Raw genomic sequence first — 12,203 nt, 5'->3', positions numbered from 1 at the left:
TTTGAACAGCTGATAACTTTATCTCATTTGAGTATGTATTAAATGTTGTACCTTTTTTGGCCATGAAAAATCCCCTCCAAGTAATAGTGTAACATCCATGTGTATACATGGTCTTTTTCACACTGTCTACCTAAAGGGGATAATATCACTTCACAGTCTTTTAAACTAGTAATTTATTTTTCTTCTGATTTCATTCCTTTTGTATTTCGGCGCAGCACTACAAATAAAATGGCTCCAACTAATATGGCAGCACCTATCCCAATGCTTATTATTTTCACGTTTGATTCGTTTACTTCAGGCTCGACCGTTTCTTTTTTAGGCATCGCAAAAGTAACATCTTCTTTAGAAAGAACATTTACCGTCGCAATTGTTTGATTATTCTTCGTAATATCAACTGCCCCAACTACCTCACCACGATGAATTCCTTTATGATACAAAGAATCTTTATCTAATGAAGCCGCACGGAAAGTCGTTCTCACATTTTTTCCTTCATCTTTCTTAAGCATCAGTTCTGCACTTTTTTCAAGCTCGCTATCAATATCTTTATTTAAATACGTTGTCTTTTGATGCCAACTATGTTTATCTAGTACAGTTTGCTTCACAAATTGACCGAAAGAATATTCCGCCATCTGCTTCAAGTCTTCATAAATTTCAGGTCTTTGAGAAGCCATTACTACATTTATAATACGATTTCCATCCTTCTCATTTAATAAAACGAGCGTATTGCGCGCTTCATTTGTAAAACCCGTCTTCCCGCCAATACTATATGGGTTTTCAAAATAAGTAGATTTATTAAAAATAGACACCGTCTGTCTAGATGTCGTAACTGTCGTTCTTTTCGTATTCATCGCTTGTAAAATTTCAGGATACTTTTGCACACCTCTCGTAATCATAGCCATATCAAATGGAGTTGTATAATGATTCGGATCATGTAATCCATTCGGTGTTACAAAATGACTATCTGTCGCTCCTAATTGCTTCGCTCTCTCATTCATCATATTAGCGAAATTCTCAACACTTCCGCCAATACGCTCCGCAATCGCATACGACACATCATTGGCACTTAGCACCATTAAAATCATAAGTGCAGTATTTCTATTAATCGTCTCACCAGGTTGAAACTCAATTTGATAATTACTCTTCTCTTGATCTAATGCTAATTGTGAAAACGTAAATTGATCCTCTGGCTTCGTATGCTCCATAAGTAAAATTGCTGTTAACACTTTCGTCATACTAGCCGGAAAGGCACGATGATGTGCGTTTTTGTCATACAAAACATCTCCCGTTTTCGCATCAATCGTAGTTGCAAACTGACTAAAAACATTTGGCCCTTCCTTAGGTGGTGGTGCCACTTGTTCTGGATTCACTCCAATATTCGTCTCAGCACGTAACGTCATAGGTGTCAAAAAAAATAAACAAATAACGGTAATAAAAGCCAAAATTTTCTTAAAATTTACCATATGACTCTCCCTTTTCACTATACTCTCACAGCTTAAAAACTGAATCTACCAATCTATATGTAATTTGTATTAAATTGGAAGAATATTTACTGTTTTTTACTATATCATACTTTTACGATAAATAACATAAATATACAACAAAAAATAAGAAGGAATTACTCTTTCTTATCCTTCTCATCAATCAATGAATCTATTAAATTTTGACTAGCTTCCTCAGGTGTAATCTCATCTGTCATCCCCATAAACGACCAACCTTTAGAATCGACCCACTCAACAAACTCTTGTAAAAACTCATCATGTGTAACATCCACATCGAGAATCGAGCCATTAATCGAAATCGTTCTATTTCTAGATACGCGCATCTTGAACGTTTTCCTTACCATTACAATAATTCTCCCTCTACTCTTGAATATTTATAAAATAATCTTGTATCTCTGTTATACATGATTTTAAGTAAATTGTAAAAAGGATATATTGGCCAATTTGCATATTGAATTCGAAAACCTATCATCCTGCGAAAATAGCAAACGATATATAACTGATCATAAATGACTAAATAAATCCACATAAAAAAACAAAACAACTTACATTTCATCACACCAAATACAAATGACTTCAGTACAATAAAATGGAATATACTAGAAGAAACATTAACATGAGGAGGAACTCTATGACGCGTTGTACGTATTGTAAAACGAAGTGGACAATAAAAGATGTATGGTCGATACTCGTGACATTTGAAAAAGATTGTCCGTATTGTTTTGGGAGGCAGTATGTATCAAAGAAAACATTGAGCGCTATGCCGGAATTTATAAGCTTACCTTTACATTTCTTACTCCCTTTTCTTGTTGATTTAAGTGATGAGGGTCCTTTAGATTGGTATAGAAAAAAATAATATAAATGCTTTATTCGAACTCACTTTTCATTACATTCTCTACTTATATATTCCTTAATACACGACTAGCGCCATTCCAACTACTTTCCCTTCAAATTTAATATATAATATTGTAAAATTTCAGTTAATTTTATATAATTACTTTAGCATACAGATTAAAGATGCTGTTACATAAGCATTTTTGAAGATCCCGTAGCTCAGCAGGGAGAGCGCCACCTTGACAGGGTGGAGGTCGTGAGTTCGAGCCTCTCCGGGGTCATAAAACCAATAGTATCAAGACTTGAGAGGGTATTCTCACAAGCTAAACTTGTGGTGATCTCTATCAGACACCACAAGTAGTCCTCTTTTTTGTTTCCATAAAGCTGAGAAAGGACTGAAAAGGCAATGCTACTTAAGTTTGTATAGTAATTAAAATTATAGTTTTTACACTCGTTGAAATCAGTGAGATAACTCTTAAGACTACTGTTTATTTAACTCAGATCACCAGTTTCACCTACAGTACTCCCCCTCAGATATCCTAATTTAACGATACTCTACTTAGTAATTCTATACAAAAAATAAAGCAAGGATTTCTCCCTGCTTCTGTTAGCTTCTTTTATTGATAAGATTAACCACCAATATTTTTATCTGCCAGTCTATACATTTTATATCTATTTTGCCCTCTTCTTTTTTCGATTTCTAAATATTACCTCTAACACTACTACTGCGATGAATCCTACAGTTAGTTGTAAACCTGTAAACAGAAGTTTAACATTTAGAGGGATATCAGGTGCACTCCACAGTAACGCTGGAGGAATAAGGATACCAATAATTACAATAATTCTCATTATCTTCTCCATTTTGTTTCTCCTATCATATCTTTAAGATTTCCGTTTCTTTTTTACAATTCTACTAATTTTTCACGTAGAACCAATTCACTCTCAGTCATATACCCTCTATGCATTTCCTCTACAATCTTATCGTGATTAAAACATAATACTTTTTCATCACCTAGATAGCCAATCGGGTAAGGAACACCCACATAATCAAAATCACGTTTATCTGCTGATATGACCATTCTTCCAATAATCATTACAATTTGTTCTATATCTTCTATTTTAACGACCGTTCCAATTGGTAAAAGTTTCATTTGTTTATTTCTCCTTTTTTAAGCATCTATAATAGTTTTAATCCTTTTCATTAAAAACTTGAAAATAGATTCTAAAACAACATTTTTTCTTGCAAAAAAACTTCAAGTGAATGCCGTATTATTATTGGATTATTCCTACCTTATACCAAACTTTATTTTTGTTTAAATTTTTTATATATTCGTCCTACTACTTTATTCGCTCCCAAGGAAATGGCTCCTAAAATTAAAACAAAAATAATAAGAGCAATCTTTTTAGGTAGGCTATATGGCAATAACATAGAAAATATAAGAAGTATCACAACTGCAACATATGTAATATATTTCCCCGCTTTAATTGGATCCATCTCAACTTTCCTCCTTTGTTTTTTCGACTTTTATAAATCCTCCAAGTCCAAATGCTTCTCCAAAGTACGCGCCTGTCTCTGCACCTAATTGCACTTTAAAACCAGCTGTACCTAGTCCTACTTCCCCCTTTGCTATCACATCATGGTCTCCTATAAATGGAATGAAATCTGGAATATGTAAAATATTCACTTCCGCTTCATACTTGTTAGTCGTAACTTCCGTTGCAAGTTTGGCTGAATACTCTTCCACACCTACTGCGAAGTTTCCTTCACCAAATTTCTGAGTAATAGTTACTTCACGCTCAGATATACCCCAAGGAAAAAGCATTGGAACTTTCGTTTGAAAAGAGTTCTCTAAAGCCACTCCTTCTATTTTTGCTCCTATAATATTCCCGGCCATCAAGTCCTCTTTGACAGTATCAAGTGAATATGGTAAATTTAAATCTACTTTTCCAGATAATGCCTTCATTCTCCATTCACCATCATTAATAATAGGTTTCTTTCCATCAACCACAGAACCTTCTACAGACCCACCAAGACGTTTTCCTTCTTTTAAAGATGCCTCACCTGTAAGGATATCAACTTTGTCTTTGTTGTTTTCCAGAACCTTCGTTTGAGCCCTACGATAATCTAACTCATCAACTTCACGGAATTTCTTAGCAGAATGTTTGAGTTCTTCTGCAATTTTATCCAATAGATTATTAACTTCAAAAATCTTTGGTTTAGCTTCATTAAACATTTGATAGAAATTTTGACTTGTTGCACCTGTCCACTGAGACGCTATGTATTCTGTTTGATTATAAAGATCTTTGTGCATATTGTCTAAAGTTTGTCTTATATCTTGTACCAACTTAGCAGATTGCTCCAAACGCTCTGGAGTAATTTTTATTAAACCCATAAGCCTTTCCCCTTTTTAATTTTCATATAGAATATTTTACCACAATAGAATTATTGCAACTACGAATATTTTATATAATCTTAAAACTCCGAAGTCTTTTTCTCCTCAAAGTTACCCTTTCGGCACTTGAATTTATAACTTATGCATTCGCGCTAACTCTGTAATATCATCTAGTCCCATTCTACAAAATTATTTCTACTATAAGTATCTACTATTAAATACGTAGACGTAGACCTATCCCCATCCTATCTTTCTAAATAAAACTAAAGAGGTATGCCTATCAACTGTTTCCTGTATAGTATCTCTATGGAACGGAGCTACTACAACTTTCATCCCCTATCGTCTGCTATAATCATGAAAGGTTGTTGATGGAGATCCTGAGTTCGAGCCTCTCCGGGGTCATAAAAAAAGAGAAACCATATCAACCTTCTACGTGATATGGTTTCTCTTTTTTTATCTAAGTCAATTACTTCCCGCCAAACATCTTCTCCAAAGACTTCGCATTAGCAAACAATACTTCTTTCAAGTTATCATCTGCAACGATTTTATAGTCGCCATCTTTGTTTTTCTTTAAGTTCAATGTAACTTCGCGAGTTGCCATTGCTGCATCTTTATCCGCTAAGTTTTTGACGATAGTTGATGTCATTGTTTTTTCGGTTTCTTCATTATAAATAGCAAAATAAAAACCAGCAACTTTAAGATTGCTGGCTTATCTCTTATTCATATTCGAAACAACAATAACAACTGCTCCAAACACATAATGCCCCGCCACCATCCAAATGCTCCGATCAAAAATCATAAGCGACACCCAAAGCGATATATTAATAGCAGCAAATAGTACATATAAAATGAAGTCTCTCTTTTGTAGTGCTTCTCGATTCATCCAAATATATATCGCACCGATTGGCGGAAGGATGAAGCAAAGGAAAAAAACAAACATTTTTCTTAACGACCATGGATATGAAGTTACTGTCTGCATATGAGTCTCCCTTTCACTTTATAGTACATGTAACATCGGTCTTACTACTCTATATTCATCACTATAAGGCTCCTTTATGATTAAAGGTGAGTGAGGATTTTTTTCTTCTGCTATCATTGTGAATACTTCTGTTTTTTCTTGTAGTGTGTTGGATTCACTATTTTTAGTAGGCTTTTTACTTGTTTCGATTTTCTTCGTTACTTCTCCGAGCCTTTGTCCAACTTTTTCAGCTTCGGCAGGTTCATTCGTAACGTAGTATTCCTGACCCTCCCATACTAATATAGGTGGCACTGGTTCTCGTTTGTTACATATTATATAAGTAATACTAGCTATAAGTAGTAGGCATGTTAATAAAGAGAAGATAGTTTTTTTATTCATATACTATGCTCCCTATCTATCATTTTATTAAATTATATAATATCGATTATATGTAGTAAATGGATTTAGTAGGAATTTTCAGATTTTATAACAAAAAGAAAAACCTTACTCAAGTAAGGTTCATTCTATAGTGACTGATTTATTAAAACGATCATTACGATAATCGCTATAAACATAACAACTAAACAGCCGATCATTTTATAAAAGCCTCGTTTCGTTAACGTCCCGCCTTGAACGTCTTTACGAATAAATAAGAATACGGCTAAAAATAATACAAGCCCAATGCCAAAAGCATACATCATTTGCATATGTTAATCTTCCTTTCTCTCTTCCATCTTAATATCTTTTCGATAAAACAACAAATGAGATAAAAACTGTACTCATCGTAAGTGCCATTAGTATGTTCAATAGTTCAGTAGCGGATAGTGTAATTATTTTTAAGTTTAAGCCGAAAGAGAAAAGAAGATAATATGCTGTTAATGCAAAAAAGCTGAAGAACATTCCTTTATAACGAATAAGTTTCATTCGCTCATCTTTTTCTTTAAATTGTGGGTGTAAGTAACTTAAGCAGAAACACATAATCATCATCGCAAGTACTGTATACGTTGGAGCCGGTGGTGCGGAATGCGTCATTATGCCCGCTAATACCATAGTTCCGCTCATAATAAAGAAAATAATTCCCATAATTAAAAAGTACTTTTGTGAATAATTCATTCCGATTCCTCCCCTTCTTTTCCTTCATAAATAAATACATGTTCTATCGTTGTCTGAAATGTTTTTGCTATTTCAAATGCTAACGGAAGTGATGGATCGTATTTTCCCTTTTCGATTGAAATGATGGTTTGCCTAGAAACTCCAAGTTTCTCAGCCAATTTTTCTTGAGATAGTCCAAATTTTTTTCGGTATTCGACCATTTTATTTTCCAAGGAAATTTCTCCCTCCTTCCTTACACTGAGTATATATGTAAAGCAAACTTTACGTAAAGCTTCCTTTACATTCTTTTTGTTTATTTTTCGTTCTATTTATATAGAAGAAACTTTTTCATTGTCAGTACGTCTATTTTGAAATGAAAGACGGAACACTGTAAATAATCGTTACTATATCTCTTCCTCTCTTTTTTTAAAATTTAATATCTTCATATGTGTTTTACCCTTTTAAAATATTTCATTTATCTCTTTATTCCACGAAATACATTATTGGTTTTACGGTGTTTTTCGGCATATTTATAGAAACTAACTGTTTATAAAGCATTTTTTATGTTTAGCAACTTTTTTTGTAGAAATCCTTCACTTTCCTTTCGATATTTAACACTATCTAAATAAAGTTTACGATAAATTCATAATTTTTTATTTTTTATACTATATTCCGTTATATTGTTGTATAATATCAATGAAAGCGCTTATTATTTCAATATACATAATTCGAACTCATTTTTACCGAAACATTCTAACTATTATACTTATATTTACATGCAACAATTTTAGTTATCCGTATAGGTATACCAAATATATCCACCCCATTTTTCTGTAAAATTACTTTATAACATGAAAGATTAACTTGGGTGATAAGTTATTGTGAATGTTTTTTTACAAAACAGATAAGTAATAGTGTTTGGTATTATGTAAATTATTGTAATAACATAAGAGTAAAGAAAACATTTACATTGATTATTGATTCATCAATTATTGAAAAGAGCAAAATGCACCTTTTGTAAGGAAAAGGATTATATGCATTGGGAGGTTTAAACAAATGACGAGGAAGAATACAACGACAAACCCTTGGGCCAAGTTCCACGGTCCGAACCTTGGTTATGTGATTGAACAGTATGATCTTTACGTAACTGGAGCAGGTTCTGTTGATCCGGAATTACAAGAGCTTTTTGAAATTTTTGGAGCTCCTTCGTTTCAAGATGATGTCGTAACAGGGGACAACACAGCAACACATTTTTCTCCTCAAAACACAGGGAACATTGAAAAAATTCTTAAAGTCGTTCAACTTGTTGAACAGATTCGTTCTTTCGGGCATACGTTGGCTCACATCAACCCGATGGAAGATGCTGCAAATGGACAATCTCTTCTTGAGAAAGCAATGAACGAACTAAGCGATGCTGACTTGAAAGCGATTCCAGCAAAAACAGTATGGCAAGATGCACCAGAAGGTATTCACACTGCACTTGATGTAATTCATAGATTAAAAGACGTTTATACAAAATCTTTAGCTTATGAATTTTCTCATATACAAGATAGTGAAGAACGCGCGTGGTTGCATCAAATGGTGGAATCAAATTCATTGCGTCAACCACTATCAAATAAAAAACGAACTGCTCTTTTAAAACGTTTAACAGCTGTTGAAGGTTTCGAGCAATTCTTGCATAAAACATTCGTTGGGCAAAAACGTTTCTCTATCGAGGGCGTTGATATGCTTGTACCTGTTCTAGATGAAATTGTGCTAGAAGGTGCAAAGAGCGGCGTAGAAGATGTCATGATTGGTATGGCTCACCGCGGTCGTCTAAGCGTACTTGCACACGTATTAGAAAAACCATATAGTCACATGTTTGCTGAGTTCAAACATGCAAAAATAGAAGGCGCAGTGGCTAATTCTGGCTGGACTGGCGACGTAAAATACCATTTAGGTAGAGAACAAGTCGTTAGTAACGAAGAAGTTAGCACTCGCGTTACATTAGCAAATAACCCAAGTCACCTTGAGTTCGTTAACCCTGTTGTGGAAGGCTTCGCACGTGCGGCTCAAGAGAATCGTAAAAAATCTGGTCTTCCAGAACAAGATACTTCAAAATCATTCGTCATTTTAGTTCATGGTGATGCTGCATTCCCTGGTCAAGGTATTGTATCTGAAACGTTGAACTTAAGCAGATTGAACGCGTACCAAACGGGCGGAACAATTCATGTTATCGCAAACAATGCAGTTGGTTTTACGACTGATAGCTATGATTCTCGTTCTACGAAATATTCAAGTGACCTTGCAAAAGGTTTCGATATTCCGATTGTTCACGTGAACGCTGATGATCCGGAAGCTTGTCTTGCAGCTGCTAACCTTGCGATTCAATATCGTACATTGTTCAAAAAAGATTTCTTAATCGATTTAATTGGTTACCGCCGCTACGGTCATAACGAAATGGATGACCCAGCAGTTACACAACCACAAGTGTACAAAAAGATTAAAAATCACCCAACTGTAAGAGCAATTTATGCAGATCAATTACAAGCTGCTGGTGTTCTAAATGCAGATGAGGTTGAAACAATTACTCAGTTTACACAAGAACAATTAAAATCTGACTATGCACAAGTACCACCAGCTGATACGAGCGATGCAACAATTCACGTTAAAGTGCCAGATGTTGTTGCAAAGGGCATTCAGTCAATTGATACTGGTGTTGAGCTTGACTCACTTCGTGCAATTAATGAAGGTCTACTATCTTGGCCAGAAGGCTTTAACGTATATCCGAAAGTGAAGAAAATTCTTGAACGCCGTAAAGATGCTCTTGAAGAGAACGGTAAAATTGAATGGGCACTTGCTGAGTCATTAGCATTCGCTTCTATTTTACAAGAAGGTACACCAATTCGTTTAACTGGTCAAGATTCACAGCGTGGTACATTCGCGCATCGTCACATCGTATTACACGATACTGATACAAATGAAACATATTCACCATTACATCGCTTACCAAACATTAACGCTTCATTCTCTGTTCATAACAGTCCGTTATCAGAGGCTGCTGTTGTTGGTTACGAGTATGGTTATAACGTATTCGCTCCAGAAACTCTTGTTATGTGGGAAGCGCAATATGGTGACTTCTCAAATACTGCACAAGCATTATTTGATCAATATGTTTCAGCAGGAAGAGCAAAATGGGGTCAAAAATCTGGTTTAGTTCTTCTATTACCACACGGTTATGAAGGTCAAGGACCAGAGCACTCTAGTGCACGTCCAGAGCGTTTCTTACAGTTAGCTGCTGAGAATAACTGGACAGTTGCAAACTTAACGAGTGCGGCACAATACTTCCATATTTTACGTCGTCAAGCATCTATCTTAGGAACAGAAGCTGTTCGACCATTAGTACTGATGACGCCGAAGAGTTTATTACGTCACCCACTTACGCTTTCAACTGCTAGTCAGTTAAGCGAAGGACGTTTCCAACCTGCTCTAGAACAAGAAAACCTTGGCACGAAACCAAACAAAGTAAAACGTCTTGTTTTAAGCACAGGTAAAATGGCGATTGACTTAGCTACAGAAATTGAGTCTGGTAAACATGAGTACAACTTAGATGAAGTTCATGTCGTTCGCATTGAACAGCTGTACCCATTCCCTGCTGAGAAAATTCAATCTATTATTAAACGCTTTAAAAACTTAGAAGAAATTATTTGGGTTCAAGAAGAACCTCGTAATATGGGCGCATGGCATTACATGGCTCCAATTCTGTTCGAACTAGCTGGAGATAAAGTGAAAACAGGTTACATTGGACGCCCAGATCGCTCTAGCCCATCTGGTGGCGATCCATTCGCTCACAAAGCTGAGCAAGAGCTAATTGTTTCACACGCTTTAGATGTGAAGTATAACTTCCGTCAAGATAAACAAGAAATTGAAGTTTTCAGCAACTGAAAGTAACAATGAAGGTTTCTAGCTTGTTCCCTGGGCAGATATTCTGCCCAGGGGCAGGCTAACAAATGGAGATTACCGAAAACAAAAGAAGAAAAAACACACCGTTAGGCAAATAAGGGGAGGACATTTAAAATGATCGAAATTAAAGTACCTGAGCTTGCAGAATCTATTACTGAAGGAACTATCTCACAATGGCTTATCAACGTAGGCGACAAAGTTGAGAAAGGTGGCAGCGTTGTTGAGCTTGAAACTGATAAAGTCAATGTAGAAATCATTGCAGAAGATTCAGGTATTGTATCGAAGTTACTAGGCGAACCTGGGGATACAGTTGAAGTTGGCGCAACTATCGCAATTTTAGATGCAAACGGAGCACCAGTTGCAGTAAGTACACCTGCACCATTGGCTGAGCAACCAAAACAAGAAACGGCTGAAGCACCGAAAGCTGCGGCACCAAATGCTGAGCAAACTGCAACTCTACAAGGGTTACCAAATACGAACCGTCCTATCGCATCACCAGCTGCTAGAAAAATGGCTCGTGAATTAGGAATTGACTTAAATGACGTACGTAGCACAGATCCACTTGGACGTGTGAGACCACACGATGTACAAGCTCATGCTGCAGCACCAAAAGAAGCACCAGCTGCTCCAAAAAGTCCAGCTCCTGCTCCAGTTGCAAAAACGGAATTCGAAAAACCAGTTGAGCGCGTGAAAATGTCCCGCCGCCGTCAAACAATTGCAAAACGTCTTGTAGAAGTTCAACAAACATCTGCAATGTTAACAACATTTAACGAAGTTGATATGACTGCAATCATGGAATTACGTAAAGAGCGTAAAGACGCTTTCGAGAAAAAACATGATGTACGTCTTGGCTTCATGTCATTCTTCACAAAAGCAGTTGTTGCAGCATTAAAACAATTCCCATTATTAAATGCTGAAATTCAAGGCGACGAGCTTATCATTAAAAAATTCTATGATATCGGTATTGCAGTAGCAGCTCCAGATGGATTAGTTGTTCCAGTTGTACGCGATGCTAACCAATTAAACTTCGCTGAAATCGAAAGCGAAATTCGTAATTTAGGTATGAAAGCACGCGATAACAAACTTTCATTAAAAGAGTTACAAGGTGGTACATTCACAATTACAAACGGTGGTGTGTTCGGTTCTCTAATGTCAACACCGATCCTAAACAGCCCACAAGTTGGTATTTTAGGAATGCACAAAATCCAAGTACGTCCTGTTGCAATTGATGCAGAACGTATGGAAAACCGTCCAATGATGTACATCGCTTTATCTTACGATCACCGTATCGTTGATGGTAAAGAAGCAGTTAGCTTCCTTGTTGCTGTTAAAGATATGCTTGAAGATCCAAAATCATTATTATTAGAAGGTTGATAGATTAATAATCTATTAAAGGCTGTAGAATGAATCATTCTACAGCCTTTTTTATTGCGTTCATACGGGACAAATTGCATGACATAAGCTAATAATGTATGCCTATAACGT

Annotated in this window: 14 protein-coding genes, 1 tRNA gene and 1 pseudogene; 4 read left to right on the top strand and 12 right to left on the bottom strand. The window is 35.8% G+C overall.

Going from position 1 to position 12,203, the window contains the following annotated elements:
* Positions 1–173: 173 nt before the first annotated feature.
* Together ACUXEY_RS04625 and ACUXEY_RS04620 are read right to left on the bottom strand one after the other, a co-directional pair.
* Complete coding sequence (locus ACUXEY_RS04625; protein WP_461300191.1) at positions 174–1,460, bottom strand: D-alanyl-D-alanine carboxypeptidase family protein; 1,287 nt, start codon at positions 1,458–1,460, stop codon at positions 174–176.
* 155 nt (positions 1,461–1,615) lie between these two features.
* Positions 1,616–1,843, bottom strand: coding sequence for a hypothetical protein (locus ACUXEY_RS04620; RefSeq protein ID WP_000251865.1), 228 nt, complete (start codon positions 1,841–1,843; stop codon positions 1,616–1,618).
* Between the two features lie 287 nt (positions 1,844–2,130).
* On the opposite strand from ACUXEY_RS04620, the gene ACUXEY_RS04615 reads away from it, so the two are divergent.
* Together ACUXEY_RS04615 and ACUXEY_RS04610 are read left to right on the top strand one after the other, a co-directional pair.
* Complete coding sequence (locus tag ACUXEY_RS04615) at positions 2,131–2,355, top strand: hypothetical protein (protein ID WP_429600665.1); 225 nt, start codon at positions 2,131–2,133, stop codon at positions 2,353–2,355.
* A gap of 186 nt (positions 2,356–2,541) precedes the next feature.
* Positions 2,542–2,614, top strand: a tRNA-Val gene (locus ACUXEY_RS04610).
* A gap of 391 nt (positions 2,615–3,005) precedes the next feature.
* Here the strand turns inward: ACUXEY_RS04610 and ACUXEY_RS04605 are convergent.
* The 10 genes and pseudogenes from ACUXEY_RS04605 to ACUXEY_RS04560 all read right to left on the bottom strand — a co-directional run bounded on the left by ACUXEY_RS04605 (position 3,006) and on the right by ACUXEY_RS04560 (position 7,009).
* Positions 3,006–3,194, bottom strand: a complete 189-nt coding sequence (locus tag ACUXEY_RS04605) for a hypothetical protein (protein WP_461300190.1) — start codon at positions 3,192–3,194, stop codon at positions 3,006–3,008.
* A gap of 41 nt (positions 3,195–3,235) precedes the next feature.
* Positions 3,236–3,484 (bottom strand): DUF4176 domain-containing protein, encoded by a 249-nt coding sequence (locus ACUXEY_RS04600; protein WP_166704229.1) that lies wholly within the window; start codon positions 3,482–3,484, stop codon positions 3,236–3,238.
* A gap of 152 nt (positions 3,485–3,636) precedes the next feature.
* Positions 3,637–3,828, bottom strand: a complete 192-nt coding sequence (locus tag ACUXEY_RS04595) for a hypothetical protein (RefSeq protein WP_016512960.1) — start codon at positions 3,826–3,828, stop codon at positions 3,637–3,639.
* 1 nt (position 3,829) lies between these two features.
* Positions 3,830–4,726 (bottom strand): WXG100 family type VII secretion target, encoded by an 897-nt coding sequence (locus ACUXEY_RS04590; RefSeq protein ID WP_166704228.1) that lies wholly within the window; start codon positions 4,724–4,726, stop codon positions 3,830–3,832.
* A gap of 466 nt (positions 4,727–5,192) precedes the next feature.
* Positions 5,193–5,381 (bottom strand): annotated as a pseudogene (locus tag ACUXEY_RS04585) (hypothetical protein); the annotation flags it as partial.
* Positions 5,382–5,435: 54 nt separating this feature from the next.
* Positions 5,436–5,705: a hypothetical protein gene (locus ACUXEY_RS04580; protein ID WP_461300189.1), complete on the bottom strand. Its 270-nt coding sequence runs from the start codon at positions 5,703–5,705 to the stop codon at positions 5,436–5,438.
* A gap of 18 nt (positions 5,706–5,723) precedes the next feature.
* Positions 5,724–6,083 (bottom strand): type IV secretory system conjugative DNA transfer family protein, encoded by a 360-nt coding sequence (locus ACUXEY_RS04575; RefSeq protein ID WP_166704226.1) that lies wholly within the window; start codon positions 6,081–6,083, stop codon positions 5,724–5,726.
* 125 nt (positions 6,084–6,208) lie between these two features.
* Complete coding sequence (locus ACUXEY_RS04570) at positions 6,209–6,391, bottom strand: DUF3976 domain-containing protein (protein ID WP_001178300.1); 183 nt, start codon at positions 6,389–6,391, stop codon at positions 6,209–6,211.
* A gap of 28 nt (positions 6,392–6,419) precedes the next feature.
* Positions 6,420–6,797: a permease gene (locus tag ACUXEY_RS04565; protein ID WP_097993791.1), complete on the bottom strand. Its 378-nt coding sequence runs from the start codon at positions 6,795–6,797 to the stop codon at positions 6,420–6,422.
* Positions 6,794–7,009: a helix-turn-helix transcriptional regulator gene (locus ACUXEY_RS04560; protein WP_098047521.1), complete on the bottom strand. Its 216-nt coding sequence runs from the start codon at positions 7,007–7,009 to the stop codon at positions 6,794–6,796. The genes ACUXEY_RS04565 and ACUXEY_RS04560 overlap by 4 nt, the downstream gene beginning before the upstream one ends.
* Positions 7,010–7,832: 823 nt before the next feature.
* Here ACUXEY_RS04560 and odhA point away from each other — a divergent pair.
* Together odhA and odhB are read left to right on the top strand one after the other, a co-directional pair.
* Positions 7,833–10,700, top strand: coding sequence for a 2-oxoglutarate dehydrogenase E1 component (gene odhA / locus ACUXEY_RS04555; RefSeq protein ID WP_461300188.1), 2,868 nt, complete (start codon positions 7,833–7,835; stop codon positions 10,698–10,700).
* Positions 10,701–10,832: 132 nt separating this feature from the next.
* Positions 10,833–12,092, top strand: a complete 1,260-nt coding sequence (odhB, locus tag ACUXEY_RS04550; RefSeq protein WP_166704224.1) for a 2-oxoglutarate dehydrogenase complex dihydrolipoyllysine-residue succinyltransferase — start codon at positions 10,833–10,835, stop codon at positions 12,090–12,092.
* Positions 12,093–12,203: the final 111 nt, after the last annotated feature.

The sequence above is a fragment of the Bacillus sp. F9_6S_D1_P_5 genome, from assembly GCF_054823925.1.
This window is presented reverse-complemented; position numbering and strand designations above follow the sequence as displayed.